Below are 22,326 nucleotides of genomic sequence, written 5' to 3'. Positions count from 1 at the left end.
GCGCATCTTCACGGACCACCCCCACCCATGTCCGTCCGCAACTTGAGGAGCACCGTTGAGCACTCAAGCACCGACGCGCAGAACAGGGTTCAGACACCGGGCCGCCGCCGGTCTCACCGCCCTGATCCTGCCCCTCGCCGCCATGGTCGGCCTCGCCACCCCCGCCGAAGCGGCCACCTCGGCCACCGCCACGTACACCAAGACCCAGGACTGGGGCACCGGATTCGGTGCCGGCTGGACCGTCAAGAACACCGGCACCACCACCATCAACTCCTGGACCGTCGAGTGGGACTACCCCGCCGGCACCTCCGTGACCTCCGCCTGGGACGCCACCGTCACCAGCTCCGGTAACCACTGGACCGCCAAGAACGTCGGCTGGAACGGAACCCTCGCCCCCGGCGCCTCCGTCTCCTTCGGCTACAACGGCGCAGGCCCCGGCGCCCCCAGCGGCTGCAAGATCAACGGCGCCGCCTGCGACGGCACCGGCCAGCCCGGCGACAACGCCCCCACGGCCCCCGGAACCCCCGTCGCCTCCGACATCACCGACACCTCGGTGAAGCTCACCTGGACCGCGGCCACCGACGACAAGGGCATCAAGAACTACGACGTCAAGCGCGACGGCACCACCGTCGCCACCGTCACCGGCCTCACATACACCAACACGGGCCTGACCGCCGGCACCGACTACAGCTACACGGTCGTCGCCCGCGACACCGTCGACCAGACCGGCCCCGACTCCGGCGCGGCCCCCGTCCGCACCACCGGCGGCGGTGGCGGCCAGCCGAACCCCAACGCCGTGAAGATGGGCTACTTCACCAACTGGGGCGTCTACGGGCGCAACTACCACGTGAAGAACATCGTGACCTCGGGCTCCGCGTCCAAGATCACCCACATCAACTACGCCTTCGGCAACGTCACGGGCGGCAAGTGCACCATCGGTGACGCCTACGCCGACTACGACAAGGCCTACACCGCCGACCAGTCCGTCGACGGCGTCGCCGACACCTGGGACCAGCCGCTGCGCGGCAACTTCAACCAGCTGCGCAAGCTGAAGAAGGCCTACCCGAACATCAAGATCCTGTGGTCCTTCGGCGGCTGGACCTGGTCCGGCGGCTTCGGTCAGGCCGTCCAGAACCCGGCCGCCTTCGCGCAGTCCTGCTACGACCTGATCGAGGACCCGCGCTGGGCCGACGTCTTCGACGGCATCGACCTGGACTGGGAGTACCCCAACGCCTGCGGTCTGTCCTGTGACACCAGCGGCGCCGCCTCCTTCAAGAACATGATGCAGGCCATGCGTGCCAAGTTCGGCCCCAGCTACCTGGTCACCGCGGCCGTCACGGCCGACGCCTCCGCCGGCGGCAAGATCGACGCCGCCGACTACGCGGGCGCCGCGCCGTACATGAACTGGTTCAACGTCATGACGTACGACTTCTTCGGCGCCTGGGCGGCGCAGGGCCCGACGGCCCCGCACTCCCCGCTCACCTCGTACGCCGGCATCCCGCAGGCGGGCTTCAACTCCGCCGAGGCGATCGCCAAGTTCAAGGCGAAGGGCGTCCCCGCCAACAAGCTGCTGCTCGGCATCGGCTTCTACGGACGCGGCTGGACCGGCGTCACCCAGGCCGCCCCCGGCGGCACGGCGACCGGCCCCGCCCCCGGCACCTACGAGCAGGGCATCGAGGACTACAAGGTCCTCAAGACCTCCTGCCCGGCCACCGGCACGATCGCGGGCACGGCCTACGCCAAGTGCGGCAGCAACTGGTGGAGCTACGACACCCCGGCCACCGTGAACTCGAAGATGAGCTGGGCCAAGAACCAGGGCCTCGGCGGAGCGTTCTTCTGGGAGTTCAGCGGTGACACCGGCAACGGCGAGCTCGTCGGCGCCATCAACACCGGCCTGAACTAGCACCTACGACGAAGCGGGGGACGACGCAGCACGCCGTCCCCCGCTTTCTCACGTCTCAGGCCACGTTGACCCGCTGCCCGGGAGGCGCCGCCTCCAGCCAGGCCATGAAACCCGTCCGGGCGTCCTCGCTCATCGCGAGCTCCAGGCGGACGCCCTCGTACATACAGGGCTGGATCACCATCTCGGAGAGCAGCGCGAGCTCCTCCTCGCCCTCCGGCATCCGGCGCTCCAGGGCCACGATGGAGGAACGCTCCAGGGTCCGGCGCGGGCGGGGCGCGTACGAGAAGACACGGAACCAGGCGATCTCGTCACCGCTGTAGCGGGCGACGCCGTACACCCAGCCCTTGCCGCTCGGATCCGGCTCGTCCGGGACGTTCCAGTGCAGCGAACAGTCGAAGGTGCCGCCGGCACGCTGAATCAGCCTCCGGCGCAAGCCGAAGACGAAGAGCCCGATCACCACCAGTGCGACGACCAGGCCGCACACGAGCAGAGCGAGGAACATCTTCACCGACCTCCTCGCTGCGTCCCGTAGCCGGCACCGCCGGCAGAACCGAATACAACCTGCATCTGCATCGCCTCAGCCGCGGCACGGTCTGGAAAATTCCAGCCGTGCCGCGGCTGAGGGCACTACTCTGCGCGGACCGTCAGCGGACCGCTACCGCGCGCAGCCGGACATCGGCGCGCCGCTCGGCGGCCGCGTCGGAATCCGACTTCGCACGCTCCAGCGCGCGCTCGGCGCGCTGGGCGTCGATCTCGTCCGCCAGCTCGCAGATCTCCGCGAGCAGAGACAGCTTGTCGTCGGCGAACGAGATGAATCCACCGTGGACGGCGGCGACGACAGTCGCGCCCTCACTGGTACGGATGGTCACCGGGCCCGACTCCAGCACACCGAGCAGCGGCTGGTGGCCGGGCATGACGCCGATGTCGCCGGAGGTGGTACGCGCGATGACCAGGGTGGCCTCGCCGGACCAGACACTCCGGTCCGCGGCGACCAGCTCGACGTGCAGCTCAGCAGCCAAGGGTGGCTCCTCGGGTCACCACCCGGCGGTCGTGCCGGGTGTTGGGGTCAATTCTAGGGGGCGTGGTGAGGGGGGCGGGACCGGAATCCCGCCCCCCTCGGGAGAGCACGGGGCTCAGGAGACGCCGAGCTCCTTGGCGTTGGCCTTGAGGTCCTCAATGCCACCGCACATGAAGAACGCCTGCTCGGGGAAGTGGTCGTACTCACCGTCGCAGATCGCGTTGAACGCGGCGATCGACTCGTCGAGCGGAACGTCCGAACCGTCCACACCGGTGAACTGCTTCGCCGCGTGGGTGTTCTGGGACAGGAAGCGCTCGACACGGCGGGCGCGGTGGACAACGAGCTTGTCCTCCTCGCTCAGCTCGTCGATACCGAGGATCGCGATGATGTCCTGGAGGTCCTTGTACTTCTGCAGGATTCCCTTGACGCGCGTGGCGGCGTCGTAGTGGTCCTGCGCGATGTAGCGCGGGTCCAGGATCCGGGACGTGGAGTCCAGCGGGTCCACGGCCGGGTAGATGCCCTTCTCGGAGATCGGACGGGAGAGAACCGTCGTCGCGTCGAGGTGGGCGAAGGTGGTGGCCGGAGCCGGGTCGGTCAGGTCGTCCGCGGGGACGTAGATCGCCTGCATCGAGGTGATCGAGTGACCACGGGTCGAGGTGATGCGCTCCTGGAGGAGACCCATCTCGTCGGCCAGGTTCGGCTGGTAACCCACCGCGGAGGGCATACGGCCGAGCAGGGTCGACACCTCGGAACCGGCCTGGGTGAAGCGGAAGATGTTGTCGATGAAGAACAGCACGTCCTGCTTCTGCACATCGCGGAAGTACTCCGCCATGGTCAGACCGGCGAGGGCCACGCGGAGACGGGTGCCCGGGGGCTCGTCCATCTGGCCGAAGACCAGCGCGGTCTTGTCCAGAACGCCGGCCTCCTCCATCTCCACCATGAGGTCGTTGCCCTCACGGGTGCGCTCGCCGACGCCCGCGAAGACCGACACACCGTCGTGCAGCTTGGCCACACGGACGATCATTTCCTGGATCAGAACGGTCTTGCCGACACCGGCACCACCGAACAGACCGATCTTTCCACCCTTGACGTACGGGGTGAGAAGGTCGACGACCTTCAGGCCGGTCTCGAACATCTCGGTCTTGGACTCGAGCTGGTCGAAGGCCGGGGCCTTGCGGTGGATCGTCCAGCGCGGCGCGTCGGCCACGGTGGACTCGTCCGCGTTCAGCACCTGACCCAGCGTGTTGAACACGCGGCCCTTGGTGACGTCACCGACGGGCACGGTGATGCCCGTGCCGGTGTCGGTCACCGGGGCCTGGCGGACCAGGCCGTCGGTGGGCTGCATCGAGATGGTGCGGACAACGCCGTCACCGAGGTGCTGGGCGACCTCGAGGGTCAGCGTCTTGGTCGCGCCCTCCTCGGCCGGGTCCGGAACCTGGACGTTCAGCGCGTTGTAGATCTCCGGCATCGCGTCGACGGGGAACTCCACGTCGACGACCGGGCCGATGACCCGGGCGACGCGGCCCGTGGCGGCGGCCGTCTCAACAGTGGTCGTCATTACTTGTCACTCCCCGCGGTCGCGTCGGCCAGGGCTGCGGTGCCACCGACGATCTCGCTGATTTCCTGGGTGATTTCGGCCTGGCGGGCCGCGTTGGCAAGTCGGGAGAGGTTGTTGATCAAGTCTCCCGCGTTGTCGGTCGCCGACTTCATCGCGCGGCGCGTGGCAGCGTGCTTGGAAGCAGCCGACTGGAGCAGCGCGTTGTAGATCCGGCTCTCGACGTACCGCGGCAGCAGGGCGTCGAGGACGTCCTCCGCCGACGGCTCGAAGTCGTACAGCGGACGAAGCGTGTCCGAGTCGCCCGCCTCCTTCGCCACCTCGTCGAGGCTGAGGGGCAGCAGCCGGGCCTCGACCGCGGTCTGCGTCATCATCGAGACGAACTCGGTGTAGACGATGTGGAGTTCGTCCACACCACCCTCGGCCGTGTCCTGCTCGATCGCCTCGATCAGCGGAGCCGCGATCGTCTTGGCGTCGCCGTACGAAGGCTGGTCCGTGAACCCGGTCCACGAGCCGGCCAGCTTCCGCTCACGGAAGTTGTAGTGCGCGATGCCACGACGGCCGACCACGTAGATGGTGACCTCGCGACCCTCGCCCTCCAGCTTCGCCGTCAGCTTCTCCGCCGCCTTGATGGCGTTGGAGTTGAAGGCACCGGCCAGACCACGGTCGCTCGAGAGGAGCAGGACCGCGGCCCGGATCGGGTTCTCCGCCTCAGTGGTCAGCGGGTGCTTGTCGTTCGCACCCGTGGCCACCGCCGTGACCGCGCGCGTCAGCTCGGTCGCGTACGGAGTCGACGCCTGCACCTTGCGCTGCGCCTTGACGACACGCGAGGCGGCGATCATCTCCATCGCCTTGGTGATCTTCTTCGTCGCGGTGACGGATTTGATGCGACGCTTGTAGACCCGGAGCTGCGCTCCCATGAGTCAGGTCCCTTCCGTCGTCACTTCGAGACGTTGACGGCGGCAGGAGCGTCCTCGCCCAGCAGCTTGCCGTCAGAGGTCTCGAACTGCTTCTTGAACTCCGCGATGGCGTCGCCCACGGCCTGCAGGGTGTCGTCGGACATCTTGCCGCCCTCACGGATGGAGGTCATGAGGCCCGAGTGGTTCTGGCGGAGGTACGCCAGGAGCTCGGCCTCGAAGCGGCGGATGTCGGCGACCGGGACATCGTCCATCTTGCCGGTGGTGCCGGCCCAGACGGAGACGACCTGGTTCTCGGTGGGCATCGGCTGGTACTGAGCCTGCTTGAGCAGCTCGACCATGCGCTGTCCACGCTCCAGCTGTGCCTTGGAGGCGGCGTCCAGGTCGGAGCCGAAGGCGGCGAACGCCTCGAGCTCACGGAACTGGGCCAGGTCCACGCGGAGGCGACCGGAGATCTGCTTCATCGCCTTGTGCTGGGCGGAGCCACCGACACGCGAGACCGAGATACCGACGTTCAGGGCCGGACGCTGGCCGGCGTTGAACAGGTCGGACTCCAGGAAGCACTGGCCGTCGGTGATGGAGATGACGTTGGTCGGGATGAACGCCGACACGTCGTTCGCCTTGGTCTCGACGATCGGAAGACCGGTCATCGAACCGGCACCCAGCTCGTCCGAGAGCTTCGCGCAGCGCTCGAGCAGACGCGAGTGCAGGTAGAAGACGTCACCCGGGTAGGCCTCACGGCCCGGCGGGCGGCGCAGCAGCAGCGACACGGCGCGGTAGGCGTCGGCCTGCTTCGACAGGTCGTCGAAGACGATCAGGACGTGCTTGCCCTGGTACATCCAGTGCTGGCCGATGGCGGAGCCGGTGTACGGCGCCAGGTACTTGAAGCCGGCCGGGTCGGACGCCGGGGCGGCGACGATCGTCGTGTACTCGAGCGCACCGGCCTCTTCCAGGGCGCCGCGCACGGACGCGATGGTCGAGCCCTTCTGGCCGACGGCGACGTAGATGCAGCGGACCTGCTTGTTCACGTCGCCCGAGCGCCAGTTGTCGCGCTGGTTGATGATCGTGTCGACACACAGAGCGGTCTTGCCGGTCTGACGGTCACCGATGATCAGCTGACGCTGACCACGGCCGACCGGCGTCATGGCGTCGACGGCCTTGTAGCCGGTCTCCATCGGCTCGTGCACCGACTTACGGGCCATAACGCCCGGGGCCTGCAGCTCGAGGGCGCGGCGGCCCTCGGTCGCGATCTCGCCGAGACCGTCGATCGGGTTGCCGAGCGGGTCGACGACGCGACCCAGGTAACCCTCACCGACACCGACGGAGAGGACCTCGCCGGTGCGCTGCACCGACTGACCCTCCTCGATGCCACTGAACTCGCCGAGGACGATCGCACCGATCTCGCGCTCTTCGAGGTTCAGCGCGAGACCCAGGGTCCCGTCCTCGAACTTCAGCAGCTCGTTCGCCATGGCCGAGGGAAGACCCTCGACCTTCGCGATACCGTCACCGGCCAGGCTGACCGTGCCGACCTCCTCGCGCGAGGCCGCGTCCGGCTGGTACGACTGGACAAAGTTCTCCAGTGCGTCCCGGATCTCCTCCGGCCGGATCGTGAGCTCCGCCATCTGGGTTCCCTGCTCTCCTTGTTGGGCCCGAAGTTTCTTAAGGGGTCTGGGGGCCGACCCCCAGGAATCTTCTGCAATCTCTGCACGGCCCAACCGGGCCGCTGGTGATGCTGTGTAGCTGTGATGCCTTGTGCTGGTGACGGTCGTCAGCCGGCCAGTCGACGGGTCGCCTCGTCGAGGCGCTCCGCGATCGATCCGTTGATGACCTCGTCGCCGACCTGCACCGTGATCCCGCCGAGGACCGCGGGGTCCACGTCCAGGTTCAGGTGCATCTCGCGGCCGTACAGCTTGGCGAGTACGGCTCCGAGGCGCTGCTTCTGCTGGTCCGACAGCGGCACCGCCGAGGTGACGACGGCGACCATCCGGTCCCGGCGCGCCGCGGCGAGCTTGGAGAGGGACTCGAGTCCCGCTTCCAGGCTACGTCCCCGGGGCTGGGTCACCAGACGGACGACCAGGCGCTCGGTGGCGACATTGGCCTTGCCGCCGAGCAGGCTGCGGAGCAGCTCGCCCTTGGCGGTGGCCGTGGCGGCCTTGTCCGTCAGCGCCGAGCGGAGCTCGGGGCTGGAGGACACGATCCGGCCGAAGCGGAACAGTTCGTCCTCGACACCGTCGAGGGCGCCCGCCTTCTGCGCCGCGGTGAGGTCGGCGGTGTTCGCCAGCTCCTCGGTCGCGTCGACCAGGTCACGCGAACGCGACCAGCGGGAACGCACCATGCCGGACACCAGGTCGACGGTCTCGCCGCCCACCTGACCGCTCAGGAGTCGCTGCGCGAGCTCGGCCTTGGCCTCGCCCGACTGCGCGGGGTCGGTCAGGACCCGGCGCAGCGACACCTCGCGGTCGAGCAGCGTGGTGACTGCGGCCAGCTCGTCCGCGAGCTTCGTCGCGTCGGCCGACGTGTTGTCGGTCAGCGCGTCGAGGGACTCACGTCCGGCGGCCAGTGCCTCACGGCTCGCTCCGTTCATCGGACGGCCTCCGCCTTCTCCTCGAGCTCGTCGAGGAAGCGGTCGATCGTCCGGCTCTGGCGGGCGGAGTCCTCGAGGGACTCGCCGACCAGCTTGCCGGCCAGGTCGGTGGCGAGCTTGCCCACGTCCTGACGCAGCGAGGCAGAAGCGGCCTTGCGGTCGGCCGCGATCTGCGTGTGGCCGGCCGCGATGATCTCCTCGCGCTGGCGCTGGCCTTCCGCCTTCATCTCCTGGATGATCGCGGTGCCCTGCTCCGTCGCCTCCTGGCGAAGACGCGCGGCCTCGTGGCGGGCTTCGGCGAGCTGGGCCTTGTACTGCTCCAGCACGCTCTGAGCCTCGATCTGGGCCGACTCGGCCTTCTCGATGCCACCCTCGATGGCCTCGCGACGCTGCTCCAGAACCTTGTTGATGTTCGGGAGAAGCTTCTTGGCGAGGAAACCGAAGACGATGACGAAGGCGATCAGGCCGATGACGAGCTCGTCGAGATGCGGGATCAGAGGAGGCTGGGGCTCCTCCGCCTGCGCAAGAAGCAGCGCGTTCACATCAGTGCCTTCCGTAAAAGAATCGGGCTGTCGGTCCGGCTTACTGGTAGACGAAGCCCATGACGATGCCGATGAGGGCGAGCGCCTCACAGAACGCGAAGCCCATGATCTGGTTGGTGCGGATCAGGCCGGCAGCTTCGGGCTGACGGGCGAGCGCCTGCGTACCGTTACCGAAGATGATGCCGACGCCGACGCCGGGGCCGATCGCGGCGAGGCCATAGCCGATGGACGCGACGTTGCCGACGACCGTGGTCTTGGCGGAGTCACCGGGGACGGCGAGGTTGACCAGTTCGAGAGCAGCGGACATGCCGTTACTTCCTTCTCTTTCAATGACCCGGTGGGGGTTGGCCACCGGACGACTGTTGGATTGGGGGTGAAGCTGCGATCCGGGACGGATCGGCTCAGTGGTGCTCGGAGAGCGCGCCCTGGATGTAGCTGCAGGCCAGGAGGACGAAGACGTACGCCTGGACGGCCTGGATGAAGAGCTCGAAGGCGGTCATCACGAGGACCATCACGAACGAGGCGCCGGCGTAGACGAAGCCCAGGCCGTTCATGAGGTACCAGGTGGCCAGCGAGAACATCACGATCAGCAGGTGACCGGCGAACATGTTCGCGAACAGTCGCACCGCGTGCGTGAAGGGCCGGATCAGCAGGTTCGAGAAGAACTCGAGGACGACGACCATCGGAAGGATCGCGCCGAGCGACTTGTCGTAGCCGACGATGTTCTTCCAGCCGCCGACGAAGCCGTGCTTCTTGAACGTCAGCGAGATCCACATGACGTAGACGATCAGCGCGAGACCGGCCGGGAAGGCGATCAGCGAGGTGACCGGGAACTGGGCGAGCGGAACGATCGACCAGAGGTTCATGATCCAGACGAAGAAGAACAACGACACCATGAAGGGGACGTACTTCTCGCCGTCCTTCTTGCCGATGATCTCGTAGACGATGCCGCGGCGCACGAAGTCGTAACCGGCCTCGCCGACCATCTGCATCTTGCCGGGGATCAGCTTGGGCTTGTTGAAGGCGGCCCAGAAGAACCCGACGACCACGATGGAGCCGAGGATGGCGAGCAGCATCGGCTTGGTGAACTCGATGCCCCCCACCGTCGCGATGGGCTCGTACATGAACGTGTGCAGGCCCGGCGCCGGGAAGCCACATCCACTGAAGATGTGGCAATCCGGGTCGAAGGCAAGCGTCTGGTCAGCACTCACCGCGGGCTCCTTCAGCGTGGCGCATAGGTACGGCAACCTCGTTGTGTCGGCGCGGCACGCAGCCGCGGGTCGGCACTGGACTGGTCTTACGGATAAGGGGGCGGCGGTTCGGCATCGAGCCTCGCGCTGGGACAGGCGTCTCGGATGCCCGCGCCCGCAGTGCCGCAGTTGGCACCGGACGATAGCAGGAAGCCGAACGCGGCTTTATCCCGGCCCTACCCTTCACGACTTCGACCCCGTGTTTCCGGGGTCGATGTACGTGATCTTGGCCTTCATGTAGGCGCGGGCCTGTGCGGCGACCCACACCACGGTCGTCGCGAGCAGCGTGAAGGCGAAGGCCTTGAAGTCGAACAGCGTGGTGTTCTTGAGCAAAGCCAGGAAGATGAAGAGCAGCAGCAACTGGGCCGTGTAGAGCATGAGCCCCATGGCCTGGAACAGATGCGGGAGCGACTTCGCCGTCCGCTGCAGGACGACCTGCCCGATTCCCATGAAGAGGAGCACGAGCAGGGTGCCGACGACGGCGCCGAGCGCGCCCTTGCCACCGGCGACCACAGCGCTGACGACCGTGGCGATCGCGCCGACGGCAGCGGTGGGGATGACGGTGTGCAGAAGGATGCGTGCGTCGTTGGACGGCATGGCGGTGTCTCCGCTTGCTGGAGGGGGCGATGGTGTCGTCAAGGACGAGCGTAAGCCCGGTCCGAGGTGGGTCTCGGGGCCAACAGACCGTCGCACTACGGTCTTTCGGCACTGTCGCCGGGTCTCGTGAACGGTATCACAAACTATTTGAATAGGTCTTTACCCATAAGGTGTGCCAACAGTCACACATGAGAGCTACCCCGCGCGTGTGTGCGCGACAGTACGACGCCTTGTCTGCTAATGGCCGCGAATGCGGCTTTCGTCAACTTGGCGTTCCGGCCTTCCGCCTGTCGGTGAAGCGCCCCCGGTTGCCGATGGCGGTGGCGCCGTTGATCCCCGCCGGCACCGGGATCCGCTCCTCCTCGACCACGACGGGATCCGGAGCGGCCTCCACGACGGGAACCCGCTTGCGGCGCCGGTAGCGAGGCGGTACGACCGACTCGGCCCAGCGGGGCGCGCGCGGGGTGAAGCGCGGCAGCAGGAGCAGCACCAGGCCGATCGCGCTGAGCGCGACGACGCAGAGGACGATCCACATCGACGCCGAGTGGACCGAGTACGCCAGCGTCCCGAAGGCGATGAGCGCCGACCAGAAGTACATGATCAGGACCGCGCGGCTGTGCGAGTGCCCGATCTCCAGGAGCCGGTGGTGCAGGTGGCCGCGGTCGGCCGCGAACGGCGACTGGCCCTTCCAGGTACGGCGCACGATCGCGAGGATCAGGTCCGCCATGGGGATCGCGATGATCGTCAGCGGCAGCACCAGCGGGATGAAGACCGGCAGGGCGGCGTGCGTGGCCTCACGGGTCGAACCCTCGAAGATCTTCAGCGCGTCCGGGTCGACCTGGCCGGTGATCGAGATGGCCGAGGCCGCCAGGATCAGACCGATCAGCATCGAGCCGGAGTCGCCCATGAAGATCCGCGCCGGGTGCATGTTGTGCGGCAGGAAGCCCAGGCACATGCCCATGAGGATGACGGTGAAGAGCGTCGCGGGAGCGGCGGCCTCGATCGTGTAGCCGTACCAGAGGCGATACGCGTACAGGAAGAACGCGGCGGCGGCGATGCAGACCATGCCGGCCGCGAGACCGTCGAGGCCGTCGACGAAGTTGACCGCGTTGATGGTGAGGACGACCAGGGCGACGGTCAGGAGCGTGCCCTGCCACGGGGTCAGCGAGACGACGCCGACACCCGGGATCGGCAGCCACAGGATCGTCAGACCCTGCGCCACCATGACGCCCGCCGAGATCATCTGCGCGCCCAGCTTGATCAGGGCGTCCAGCTCGAACTTGTCGTCCAGGACGCCGATCAGCCAGATCAGGGCGGCACCGGAGAGCAGCGCGCGCGGCTCGTTGGAGAGCTCGAAGACGCTGTTCAGGTTCTGCAGGTGGTCGGCGACGAGGAGTCCCGCGCACAGCCCGAAGAACATGGCGATGCCACCGAGCCGCGGAGTCGGTTCTCGGTGTACGTCTCGGGCGCGGATCTCCGGCATCGCCCCGGTCGCGATGGCGAACTTCCGCACCGGGCCGGTGAGCAGATAGGTCACCGCGGCCGTGACACAGAGCGTCAGCAGGTAATCACGCACGGGCTGCCCCACAGGTTTCGCTGGCCATCTCAGCCCCACACCCTAGCCGTGCCGTCCATGTGCTTGGAGACACCTGGACCCCCCGAACGGTTGCACAGCGACTTTCCGTGACCTCTCCTCAACCTCCATACGGGGGAAATCGCCCGGTCAGCCCCCGTACCTCCGCCCGTACGCGGGCCGTCTCCGCGGGATCGTCACGCAGCGCCGCGGTGAACAGCGCGGCGATCCGCGCCATCTCCGGGGCCCCCATCCCCTGGGTGGTGACGGCGGCGGTGCCGAGCCGGATCCCGCGCCCCTCCCCGTACGGGAGCGCGCAGGTGTCGAGGACCATGCCGGCGGCGGCGAGCCGGGCGCGGGCGGTGCGGCCGTCGACGCCGAGGGGGGCGGGGTCGGCGGTGATGAGGTGGGTGTCGGTGCCGCCGGTCGTCAGCGCGAACCCCTCGGCGGCGAGCGCGGCCGCGAGCACGCGCGCGTGCTCGACCACCTGATGGGCGTATGCGGTGAACGCCGGAGTGGACGCCTCGCCGAAGGCCACCGCCTTCGCCGCGATGGTGTGCATCTGCGCGCCGCCCTGGGTGAACGGGAAGACGGCCCGGTCGATCCGCCCCGCGAGCTCCTCCCCGCAGAGGACCATCCCGCCGCGCGGCCCGCGCAGCACCTTGTGGGTGGTCGCGCAGACGACATCGGCGTACGGGACGGGGCTGGGGGCCGCTCCCCCGGCGACCAGGCCGATGGGGTGGGCGGCGTCGGCGATGAGATAGGCGCCGACCTCGTCGGCGATCTCGCGGAAGAGCGCGTAGTCGAGGTGCCGGGGGTACGCGATGGAGCCGCACACGATCGCCTTGGGGCGGTGGTGGCGGGCGAGCGCGGCGACCTGCTCGTAGTCCACGAGCCCGGTCTCGGCGTCGACGCCGTACGGGACGAAGTCGAACCAGCGCCCGGAGAAGTTGGCGGGCGAACCGTGCGTGAGGTGCCCGCCGTGGTCCAGGCCCATGGCGAGCACCGTGTCACCGGGCCTCAGAAGGGCCGCGTACGCCGCCAGGACGGCCGAGGAGCCCGAGTGTGCCTGGACGTTCGCGTGGTCGGCGCCGAACAGCGCGGTGGCCCGCTCCACGGCGATCCGCTCGGCGGCGTCGGCGTACTCGCAGCCACCGTGATGACGTGCGCCGGGATACCCCTCGGCGTACTTGTTGGCGAGCGGGGAGCCGAGGGCGGCGAGAACGGCGGGCGAGGTGAAGTTCTCGGCCGCGATCAACTGCAGGCTGTCGGCCTGCCGCCGCGCCTCGCCGAGCAGCACGTCGGCGATCTCCGGGTCCTGCCGGCGCAGGACGTCGAGAGCCTCATCGGGGGGAGCGGTGACCGGCATGGCTGACTCCGGGCGTGGAGGGATGTCAGCACCAATGTAGGCAGCCCCGCGCCCACGCGCCGCGCGACCGCACGCCCGTCAGCGCCGTCACCACGGGATCCAGCGCCTGATTGATCTCGTCGCCGATCGAACGGAAGAAGGTGATCGGGGCTCCGTACGCGACCCGATCCCCGACGCGCCCCTCGCGCCCCTCGGCCCCGAGGGGCCTCCCGGGCTTCCGCGCGACCGCACGCCCGTCAGCGCCGTCACCACGGGATCCAGCGCCTGATTGATCTCGTCGCCGATCGAACGGAAGAAGGTGATCGGGGCTCCGTACGGGTCGTTGACCTCGTCCGCGTCCACCGAGGGGGCCAGGAGCCACCCGCGTAGAGCCGCTGCCGCGCGGACCAGGGCACGCGCGCGTTCCACCATGCCCTCGTCGCGGGCGTCCGGCAGCGTCGCCGGGTCGATCGCGCGGACCAGGCGGGTGAACTCCTTCAGGGTGAAGGTGCGCAGACCCGCCGAGTGGCCCATCGAGATGACCTGGGCGCGGTGGTCGCGGGTCGCCGTGAGGACCAGGTCCGCGCGGATGACGTGCTCGTCGAGGAGCTCGCGCCCCACGAAGCCGCTGGAGTCCGCGCCGAAGTCGGCGAGGACCAGTTCCGCGTTGGCCTCCATCGGGGCGCCCTCGTGGCCCCAGGTGCCCGCGCTCTCCACGATCAGGCCGCCGCCGAGCGGGTCGCCGAGGCGGTCGCTCAGGGCATGCCGGGTCAGCCGCTCGGTGATCGGCGAGCGGCAGACGTTGCCGGTGCTGACGTGGAGGATGCGGAAGGTGTTGCTGTCGTCGAACCCCGCTATGCCACGCCCCTCAGGGGCGGTCAATTCGCCACCTCGAGGTCGGGTACGACCTTCCGGAGCTCCTCCGGCGAGAGCGCGCCCTCGCGCAGCAGCACCGGCACCTTGCCCGTGACGTCGACGATGGAGGACGGGACGATGCCGGGCGTCGGTCCGCCGTCCAGGTAGACGGAGACGGAGTCGCCGAGCATCTGCTGGGCCGCGTCGCAGTCCTCCGGGGACGGGTGGCCGGTGAGGTTCGCCGACGAGACGGCCATCGGGCCGACCTCGGTGAGCAGCTCGATGGCGACCGGGTGCAGCGGCATGCGGATGGCGACGGTGCCCCGGGTGTCGCCCAGGTCCCACTGCAGGGACGGCTGGTGCTTGGCGACGAGGGTGAGGGCGCCGGGCCAGAAGGCGTCGACGAGCTCCCACGCCTGCTCGGAGAAGTCCGTGACCAGGCCGTGGAGGGTGTTCGGGGAGCCGATGAGCACGGGCGTGGGCATGTTGCGGCCCCGGCCCTTGGCGGCGAGGAGATCCGCCACGGCCTCGCTGCTGAAGGCGTCCGCCCCGATCCCGTACACGGTGTCGGTGGGCAGCACGACCAGCTCGCCCCGGCGGACGGCGGACGCGGCCTCGCGCAGACCGGTCACACGGTCGGTCGCCTCGTTGCAGTCGTATCGCCGTGCCATCAGTTCCCGGCCTCCTCGTACGCGTGGTTCGTCATGGCGGTCATGCCGGTCATGGCATGGCCTTGCGGGCGGTCGCGAAGCGCGGCCGGTTGTTCAGGTCCGGGTGGTCGGCGGCGTCGGCCCAGCCGGCCTCTTCGTTGAAGATCCACGGCACCTGCCCGCCCTGGGTGTCCGCGTGCTCGATGACGACGAGGCCGCCGGGGCGGAGCAGCCGGTGGGCGGTGCGCTCGATGCCGCGGATCGTGTCGAGGCCGTCCTCGCCGGAGAAGAGGGCCATCTCCGGGTCGTGGTCACGGGCCTCGGGTGCCACGTACTCCCACTCGGTGAGCGGGATGTACGGCGGGTTGGAGATGACCAGGTCGACCTGGCCGTCCAGCTCCGGGAGCGCGCTGAGCGCGTCGCCCTGGTGGACGGTGACGCGGGAGCCCTCGGCGTTCTTGCGCGTCCACACGAGCGCGTCGTCGGAGAGCTCGACCGCGTGCACGCGCGAGCGCGGCACCTCCTGGGCCATCGCGAGGGCGATGGCGCCGGAGCCGGTGCAGAGGTCGACGATGAGGGGCTCGACGACGTCCATCGCGCGGACGGCGTCTATGGCCCAGCCGACGACCGACTCGGTCTCCGGGCGCGGCACGAAGACCCCGGGCCCGACCTGGAGCTCCAGGTACCGGAAGAACGCCCGCCCGGTGATGTGCTGGAGCGGTTCACGGGCCTCGCGGCGGGCGACCGTCTCCCAGTAGCGGGCGTCGAAGTCCGCGTCCTTGACGTTGTGCAGCTCCCCCCGCTTGACGCCGTGCACGAACGCGGCGAGCTCCTCCGCGTCGAAACGCGGTGAGGGAACGCCGGCGTCGGCCAGCCGCTGGGTGGCCTGGGCCACCTCGGCAAGCAGCAGGTTCACGCTGGTCCTCCGTGGTGCGGGGTGGGGCTTACGGAACTGACGCCACTTACGCCGCGGCGAGCTTGGCGGCCGAGTCGGCGTCGACGCACGCCTGGATCATCGGGTCCAGGTCGCCGTCGAGCACCTGGTCCAGGTTGTACGCCTTGAAGCCGACGCGGTGGTCCGAGATCCGGTTCTCCGGGAAGTTGTACGTACGGATCTTCTCGGACCGGTCGACGGTGCGGACCTGGCTGCGCCGGGCGTCGGCGGCCTTGGACTCGGCCTCCTCCTGCGCGGCGGCGAGCAGCCGGGACCGCAGGATACGCATGGCCTGCTCCTTGTTCTGGAGCTGGCTCTTCTCGTTCTGGCAGGAGGCGACGATGCCGGTCGGCAGGTGGGTGATGCGGACGGCGGAGTCGGTGGTGTTGACCGACTGGCCGCCGGGGCCCGACGAGCGGTAGACGTCGATGCGCAGGTCGTTGGCGTGGACCTCGACCTCGACCTCCTCGGCCTCGGGCGTGACCAGGACGCCGGCGGCGGAGGTGTGGATGCGGCCGGCGGACTCGGTCGCGGGCACACGCTGCACGCGGTGCACCCCGCCCTCGTACTTCAGGCGCGCCCAGACGCCCTGGCCGGGCTCCGTGGCGCCGTTGCCGCCCTTGGTCTTCACGGCGACCTGGACGTCCTTGTAGCCGCCCAGCTCGGACTCGGTGGCGTCGATGATCTCGGTCTTCCAGCCGATGCGCTCGGCGTACCGCAGGTACATGCGGAGCAGGTCACCGGCGAAGAGGGCGGACTCGTCGCCGCCCGCGCCCGCCTTGATCTCCAGGATGACGTCCTTGTCGTCGCTCGGGTCGCGCGGGACGAGGAGCAGACGGAGCTTCTCGGTGAGCTCCTCCCGGTCCTTCTCCAGCTGCTTGACCTCGGCGGCGAAGTCGGGATCGTCGTGTGCCAGCTCGCGGGCGGTCTCGATGTCGTCACCGGTCTGCTTCCAGGCCCGGTAGGCGGCGACGATCGGGGTCAGCTCGGCGTAGCGCTTGTTCAGCTTGCGCGCGTTCGCCTGGTCGGCGTGGACCGAGGGGTCCGCGAGCTTCGTCTCCAGGCCGGCGTGCTCGCCGACCAGTTCCTCGACCGCCTCGAACATCGGGGGCTCCTGGTTTTTTCGTCAGTTGCTACGGGGACGGCAAAGCGCCGGTCCCGGCCACCCGCGCGGGGCGACCGTGGACCGGCGCAGGGGCTCGCTACTTGGCGGAGCCGGCCTTGCCGAAGCGGGCCTCGAAGCGGGCGACGCGGCCGCCGGTGTCGAGGATCTTCTGCTTGCCCGTGTAGAACGGGTGGCACTCGGAGCAGACCTCGGCACGGATGGTGCCCTCGGTCAGGGTGCTCCGGGTGGTGAACGACGCGCCACAGGTGCAGCTGACCTGGGTCTCGACGTACTCGGGGTGAATCTCGCGCTTCAAGGTGTCTCCTAGTTTCGGGAGGGCTCCGGGTCGCTTCCGCGGGGCGCGGCAAACGTGAACCGGGGCCGACGTACCAGTCTGCCAGGACTGGCCGCATCTCCCCAAACCGGGGTGGCGGCGAAAGTATTCCTGAGCTGCCTCGGACGGCGGGTCGCCGTGCTCGGCGCGGCGTCGCGTGCGCTATCTCACGATGCCGTCGGCCTGGCCGGTGGCCGCGTCCTTCGTCGCCGACGCGGGGATCGGCAGGTCCTTCTTCAGCGCCGTCCAGACCTGCCGCGACTGGGCCTCCAGGGGCACGACGCGGTTGGGGTCCCGGGGGTCGTACTCGACGGGCAGGGTGACCATGTGGACGTTCTGGGAGCCGATGCCGGAGAGGCCCTTGGCGAAGCCCATCAGCTCCTGGACCGAGTCGAGTTCGGAGTCCGGGGTGATGGCCTTGGTGGCGGCGTCGGCGAGGTCGAGGAGCTTCTTCGGGTTGGTGAGGACGCCGACGTCCTTGACCTGGTTCATGAAGGCCTTCATGAAGGCCTGCTGGAGCTGGATGCGGCCGAGGTCGCTGCCGTCGCCGACGCTCTTGCGGGTCCGCACGAGGCCGAGGGACTGCTCGCCGTCGAGGGTGTGGGTGCCCGGTGCGAGGTCGAGGTGGCTCTTGCCGTCCTTGATGGCGGTGGTGGTGGTGATCTCCACCCCGCCGAGCTTGTCGATGAGCTTCGTGAAGCCGGTGAAGTCGACCTCGATGTAGTGGTCCATGCGGATGCCGGAGATCGACTCGACGGTCTTGACGGCGCAGGCGGGGCCGCCGACCTCGTACGCCGTGTTGAACATCGCCCGCCGCTCGGCGGCGACGGCGGTGCCCTGCGCGTCCGTGCACTTCGGCCGGTCGACGAGGGTGTCGCGGGGGATGGAGACGACGCTGGCCTTCTTGTGACCCTCGTAGACGTGGACGACCATCGCGGTGTCGGAGCGGGCGCCGCCCTCGTCCTTGCCGTACGCGCCGTTGTCGCCGGAGCGGGAGTCGGAGCCGAGGACGAGGATGTCCAGGGAGCCGTTGTCGACGTCGTCGGGGCGGTCGGTGCCCAGCTGGGCGTTGATGTCGACGGTCTCGAGGTTGCCGTCGAGCTTGAAGTAGACGTATCCGAGGCCCGCACCCCCGAGGACGAGGACGGCGAGGGCACCCGAGACCAGCACGGCCGCCTTGCGGCTGCGCCTGGCGGGCTCCTTGCGGCGGCGGCCGCTGCCCGCGCCGCTTATTCGGCCGCTCTTGCTCTGCTCGGTCATCGCCATCCCTCGGCCCTAGGTTCACCATATGTGACGGTGAGGCACCCGAAAGGGTTGCATGCGGGCCTGTGAGGTTTCGGCGAGCGCGGGCCGGTACAGCACTGCGCCCACCGTGCGGGGCACGGTGGGCGCAGTGGTTCACGCAGGTCACGACGGGGTTACGGCACCGAGGCCGCGTCCCCGCCGTACGACTGGGGTATGACGCGGGTCACACGTCAGTCGTCGTTCTTGCCGCCAGGAGTCGTCTTCTGGATCTGGAGCAGGAACTCGCCGTTCGACTTCGTCTGCTTCATCTTGTCGAGCAGCAGCTCGATCGCCTGCTGCTGGTCGAGAGCGTGCAGCACGCGACGCAGCTTCCAGGTGACGGCGAGCTCGTCGCTGCCGAGCAGGATCTCTTCCTTACGCGTACCCGAGGCGTCGACGTCGACGGCCGGGAAGATGCGCTTGTCGGCGAGCTTCCGGTCGAGCTTGAGCTCCATGTTGCCGGTGCCCTTGAACTCCTCGAAGATCACCTCGTCCATGCGCGAGCCGGTGTCGACCAGCGCGGTGGCCAGGATGGTCAGCGAGCCGCCGTCCTCGATGTTGCGCGCCGCACCGAAGAAGCGCTTCGGCGGGTAGAGCGCGGTCGAGTCGACACCACCGGACAGGATGCGGCCGGAGGCCGGCGCCGCGAGGTTGTACGCGCGGCCCAGGCGGGTGATCGAGTCGAGCAGGACGACCACGTCGTGACCCAGCTCCACGAGCCGCTTGGCACGCTCGATGGCCAGCTCGGCGACGGTGGTGTGGTCCTCGGCCGGACGGTCGAAGGTCGAGGAGATGACCTCGCCCTTGACCGACCGCTGCATGTCGGTGACCTCTTCCGGACGCTCGTCGACCAGGACGACCATCAGGTGGCACTCGGGGTTGTTGTGCGTGATCGCGTTGGCGATCGCCTGCATGATCATGGTCTTGCCGGTCTTCGGCGGGGCCACGATCAGACCGCGCTGGCCCTTGCCGATCGGCGACACGAGGTCGATGATCCGCGTGGTCAGCACGCCCGGGTCGGTCTCCAGACGGAGCCGGTCCTGCGGGTAGAGCGGGGTCAGCTTGTTGAACTCGGGGCGGCCGCGGCCGGAGTCGGCGGCCATGCCGTTCGCCGAGTCCAGGCGGACCAGCGCGTTGAACTTCTCGCGGCGCTCGCCCTCCTTCGGCTGACGCACGGCACCGGTGACGTGGTCGCCCTTGCGCAGGCCGTTCTTGCGGACCTGGGCGAGGGAGACGTACACGTCGTTCGGACCGGGCAGGTAGCCGGAGGTCCGGATGAACGCGTAGTTGTCGAGGATGTCGAGGATGCCCGCGACGGGGATCAGGACGTCGTCGTCGGCGACCTGCGGCTCGCCGGCCTGGAAGTCGTCACGGCCACGACGCCCACGACGGTCGCGGTAGCGGCCGCGGCGACCGCGGCGACCGCCGGCCTCGTCGTCGTAGTCGTCCTGCGGGCCGGCCTGCTGGCCGCCCTGCTGACCCTGGCCCTGGACCTGCTGGCCCTGGCCCTGGCCGCCCTGGCGCTGGCGCTGGCCGCCCTGGCCACCGCCCTGCTGCTCGTCGCCCTTGCCGCGGTCGCGCTGACGGTCACGGCGGTCGCGGCGCTCGCCACGCTCCCCGCGCTCGCCGCGGTCGCGACGGCCACGCCCCTCGGCGCCGTCGGCGGCGGCCTCGGCCTTGGTGTCGGTGCCCGCGTCGGCCTTGGCCTCGGTACGGGTCTCGGTCTTGACGACCTGCGCGGCCTCGGCCTTGGCCTCGCCCTCCGGCGAACCGGCGGGGGCGGTGGCACGGCGACGACGACGCTCGCCTGCGGGCTGGTCGTCGGAGGCCGGCTGACCCGGGATGTCGATCTGCTGCTGGGCGACGGCCTTCTCGGCCTTCTCCGCCTTGGGCTCGGCGGCCTCGGCAGCGGTGTCACCCGTACGGGTCTTGGCGGTGGCGCGGCGCTTCGGCTTGGTCTCGGCGGCGTCGGCGGTCTTGGCGGGGGCGGCGGAGCCTCCGCCGGCCTGCGCCTCCTTGATGACCTCGATCAGCTGGCTCTTGCGCATCCGCGCGGTGCCCCTGATGCCGAGGCCGGACGCGACCTGCTGCAGCTCGGCCAGGACCATGCCGTCGAGGCCGGTGCCGGAGCGGCGGCGCCGTGCGGTGCCGCCGGTGGCAGCACCTGCGGCGGGCGCGGCGGCGTCGACACTGCTGTCGGCAGTCACGCCCATCAGATCGGTGGTGTCGCTCACGAAGGGTCCTTCCCTGGAGCGGACGTCGGCCATCTGGCTCGGCGACCGGTTGTGCTGTCCGGCAGCGGTCCCGTGTTGGGTGGACCGTGTCCGGGGCGGTGGTCCCGCCGGGTGCGGCGGAGAGAAAACGTGCTGGGTCCGGCCCGAGCGCCCCCTGCTCGGCCCTCGCGAGGAAAGAAGAGCGAGGGGTGTCGTGCCGGTTCCGGAGCGTGCTCGAAACTGCTCAGGCAGGCTGCTCAGGCAGTTGGGGAGGCTCCCGGAAGAATCGGTGGTCCCTGATGGGGACACTCAGCACCGCGCCACAAAGGCGCCGGGTGCTGACTTGAGGTTAACACTACCGGCTCCAACAAACATTCCCCCTCTCCCTCACCGGCAATCTCCTGTCCCGGACGCTGCCCGGCGTCCGGCCGCCGTGCGCCTAGGGCGCCAGCGGAAGGACGCTCGCTCCGGACGCGTCGAGGTCGAGCCGGTTCGCGGCCCAGCCCTCGCCCGCGAGGCGGGCGACCTTGTCGGCCGTCCCGTGTTCGGCCAGCGCGAGGACCGTGGGGCCCGCGCCGGAGATGACCGCGGGGACGCCGTCCGCCCGCAGCCGGTTCACCAGGGCGATGCTGTCGGGCATCGCGGGAGCCCGGTACTCCTGGTGCAGCCGGTCCTCGGTGGCCGCGAGCAGCAGCTCGGGGCGGCGGGTCAGGGCCTCGACGAGGAGGGCGGCGCGCCCGGCGTTGGCAGCGGCGTCCACGTGCGGGACGGTGCGCGGCAGGAGTCCTCGGGCGGTCTCGGTCAGCACCGGCTTCCCGGGGACGAAAACCACCGGAACGATGGAATCCGAGGGATCCATCCTGATCGCCCGCGCGGCACCGGACTCGGTCCAGGCGAGCGTGAATCCGCCGAGCAGACAGGCGGCGACGTTGTCGGGGTGCCCCTCGATCTCGGTGGCCAGCTCCAGGAGGGCGGCCTCGTCGAGCTTGGCGTCCCCGCCTATGGTCACGGCGCGGGCGGCGACGATGCCGGCACAGATGGCGGCGGAGGAGGAGCCGAGGCCGCGGCCGTGCGGGATGCGGTTGGCACAGACGACCTCGAGGCCGCGCGGCTGTCCGCCGAGCAGGTCGAAGGCGGTGCGCAGGGAGCGTACGAGCAGGTGGCTCTCGTCGCGCGGGAGCGTCTCGGCGCCCTCGCCGGCGATGTCGACGTGCAGCCCGGAGTCGGCGACACGGACGACGACGTCGTCGTAGAGGCCCAGCGACAGGCCGAAGGCGTCGAAGCCCGGACCGAGATTGGCGCTGGTGGCGGGGACGCGCACCCGTACGGCGGCGGCGCGGAACGCTGGACCGGCCATCGCTCGATGATCTCCTTGCATTGCGACAACGGGTTGTTCTGGAACAGCGGGTGTTTCAGAGGGTGTTTCGGCGGGTGTTTCAAGAGAAGTACCGGGAACCCGGGGTCCGTTTCAGCCACGGAGGCGACGACGGCAACAACACCGCGCATATGCGTCGGGGCGGGTTCGGTACAGCCTATCGAAGGAAGGTTCTGCCGCGACATAGGGCGCACAGGAGGCGCACGATGCGTGTCGCGAGCCAACCTGTGCGCCTATGTACGTTCCTGATCGGGTTTCGATCAGCACGTTTCCCCGCGCGGAGGGGTGA

At 69.3% G+C, this 22,326-nt stretch carries 20 protein-coding genes and 1 pseudogene; 1 reads left to right on the top strand and 20 read right to left on the bottom strand.

Annotated elements, in window-relative coordinates; all coding sequences use genetic code 11:
- Positions 1-55 precede the first annotated feature (55 nt).
- Positions 56-1,903, top strand: a complete 1,848-nt coding sequence (locus IF00_RS0123500; protein ID WP_030321103.1) for a glycosyl hydrolase family 18 protein — start codon at positions 56-58, stop codon at positions 1,901-1,903.
- A 55-nt stretch (positions 1,904-1,958) separates the two neighbouring features.
- Here IF00_RS0123500 and IF00_RS0123495 read toward each other — a convergent pair whose 3' ends face one another.
- The 20 genes and pseudogenes from IF00_RS0123495 to thrB form a co-directional block, all read right to left on the bottom strand.
- Complete coding sequence (locus IF00_RS0123495; RefSeq protein WP_030321101.1) at positions 1,959-2,405, bottom strand: DUF2550 domain-containing protein; 447 nt, start codon at positions 2,403-2,405, stop codon at positions 1,959-1,961.
- Between the two features lie 142 nt (positions 2,406-2,547).
- Positions 2,548-2,922: a F0F1 ATP synthase subunit epsilon gene (locus IF00_RS0123490; protein ID WP_024761909.1), complete on the bottom strand. Its 375-nt coding sequence runs from the start codon at positions 2,920-2,922 to the stop codon at positions 2,548-2,550.
- A 114-nt stretch (positions 2,923-3,036) separates the two neighbouring features.
- A complete protein-coding gene (atpD, locus tag IF00_RS0123485; RefSeq protein ID WP_030321098.1) occupies positions 3,037-4,479 on the bottom strand; it encodes a F0F1 ATP synthase subunit beta in 1,443 nt (480 codons plus the stop codon).
- Positions 4,479-5,396, bottom strand: coding sequence for a F0F1 ATP synthase subunit gamma (locus tag IF00_RS0123480; protein ID WP_030321096.1), 918 nt, complete (start codon positions 5,394-5,396; stop codon positions 4,479-4,481). The genes atpD and IF00_RS0123480 overlap by 1 nt, the downstream gene beginning before the upstream one ends.
- A 20-nt stretch (positions 5,397-5,416) precedes the next feature.
- Positions 5,417-7,015 carry a F0F1 ATP synthase subunit alpha gene (gene atpA, locus IF00_RS0123475; protein WP_030321094.1) on the bottom strand — a complete coding sequence of 533 codons (1,599 nt, stop codon included), beginning with the start codon at positions 7,013-7,015 and terminating at the stop codon, positions 5,417-5,419.
- 146 nt (positions 7,016-7,161) lie between these two features.
- Positions 7,162-7,977, bottom strand: coding sequence for a F0F1 ATP synthase subunit delta (locus IF00_RS0123470; protein ID WP_030321092.1), 816 nt, complete (start codon positions 7,975-7,977; stop codon positions 7,162-7,164).
- Complete coding sequence (locus IF00_RS0123465; protein WP_030321090.1) at positions 7,974-8,519, bottom strand: F0F1 ATP synthase subunit B; 546 nt, start codon at positions 8,517-8,519, stop codon at positions 7,974-7,976. Before IF00_RS0123465 ends, IF00_RS0123470 begins: the two co-directional genes overlap by 4 nt.
- A 40-nt stretch (positions 8,520-8,559) precedes the next feature.
- Positions 8,560-8,826 (bottom strand): ATP synthase F0 subunit C, encoded by a 267-nt coding sequence (atpE, locus tag IF00_RS0123460; RefSeq protein ID WP_030321088.1) that lies wholly within the window; start codon positions 8,824-8,826, stop codon positions 8,560-8,562.
- A 94-nt stretch (positions 8,827-8,920) separates the two neighbouring features.
- A complete protein-coding gene (atpB, locus tag IF00_RS0123455) occupies positions 8,921-9,730 on the bottom strand; it encodes a F0F1 ATP synthase subunit A (protein WP_030321087.1) in 810 nt (269 codons plus the stop codon).
- A gap of 222 nt (positions 9,731-9,952) precedes the next feature.
- Entirely contained in the window at positions 9,953-10,366 is a 414-nt protein-coding gene (locus tag IF00_RS0123450; protein ID WP_030321086.1) for a Cg1360 family ATP-synthase-associated protein, read from the bottom strand.
- Between the two features lie 262 nt (positions 10,367-10,628).
- Entirely contained in the window at positions 10,629-11,942 is a 1,314-nt protein-coding gene (locus tag IF00_RS0123445; protein WP_030321085.1) for an MraY family glycosyltransferase, read from the bottom strand.
- A 118-nt stretch (positions 11,943-12,060) separates the two neighbouring features.
- Positions 12,061-13,308, bottom strand: a complete 1,248-nt coding sequence (locus IF00_RS0123440) for a serine hydroxymethyltransferase (RefSeq protein WP_030321081.1) — start codon at positions 13,306-13,308, stop codon at positions 12,061-12,063.
- A 222-nt stretch (positions 13,309-13,530) separates the two neighbouring features.
- A pseudogene (locus IF00_RS0123435) lies at positions 13,531-14,169 on the bottom strand (low molecular weight phosphatase family protein); the annotation flags it as partial.
- Positions 14,166-14,813 carry an L-threonylcarbamoyladenylate synthase gene (locus IF00_RS0123430; protein WP_030321077.1) on the bottom strand — a complete coding sequence of 216 codons (648 nt, stop codon included), beginning with the start codon at positions 14,811-14,813 and terminating at the stop codon, positions 14,166-14,168. The pseudogene IF00_RS0123435 and the gene IF00_RS0123430, both read right to left, overlap by 4 nt.
- 49 nt (positions 14,814-14,862) lie before the next feature.
- Positions 14,863-15,708, bottom strand: a complete 846-nt coding sequence (gene prmC / locus IF00_RS0123425; RefSeq protein ID WP_015036198.1) for a peptide chain release factor N(5)-glutamine methyltransferase — start codon at positions 15,706-15,708, stop codon at positions 14,863-14,865.
- 46 nt (positions 15,709-15,754) lie between these two features.
- Entirely contained in the window at positions 15,755-16,831 is a 1,077-nt protein-coding gene (gene prfA / locus IF00_RS0123420; protein WP_030321072.1) for a peptide chain release factor 1, read from the bottom strand.
- 97 nt (positions 16,832-16,928) lie between these two features.
- Positions 16,929-17,147, bottom strand: coding sequence for a 50S ribosomal protein L31 (gene rpmE / locus IF00_RS0123415; protein ID WP_030321069.1), 219 nt, complete (start codon positions 17,145-17,147; stop codon positions 16,929-16,931).
- Positions 17,148-17,327: 180 nt separating this feature from the next.
- Positions 17,328-18,425 carry an LCP family protein gene (locus tag IF00_RS0123410; protein ID WP_030321067.1) on the bottom strand — a complete coding sequence of 366 codons (1,098 nt, stop codon included), beginning with the start codon at positions 18,423-18,425 and terminating at the stop codon, positions 17,328-17,330.
- Positions 18,426-18,640: 215 nt separating this feature from the next.
- Positions 18,641-20,683, bottom strand: coding sequence for a transcription termination factor Rho (gene rho / locus IF00_RS0123405; protein WP_037638922.1), 2,043 nt, complete (start codon positions 20,681-20,683; stop codon positions 18,641-18,643).
- Positions 20,684-21,101: 418 nt separating this feature from the next.
- On the bottom strand, positions 21,102-22,019 hold the full coding sequence (gene thrB, locus IF00_RS0123400) for a homoserine kinase (protein WP_030321061.1): 918 nt from the start codon (positions 22,017-22,019) through the stop codon (positions 21,102-21,104).
- Positions 22,020-22,326: the final 307 nt, after the last annotated feature.

The organism is Streptomyces flavochromogenes, from assembly GCF_000717595.1.
GTDB classification, from domain to species: domain Bacteria; phylum Actinomycetota; class Actinomycetes; order Streptomycetales; family Streptomycetaceae; genus Streptomyces; species Streptomyces flavochromogenes.
Note: the sequence above shows the minus strand (reverse complement) of the source record. Positions and strands in the feature narration are given on the sequence as shown.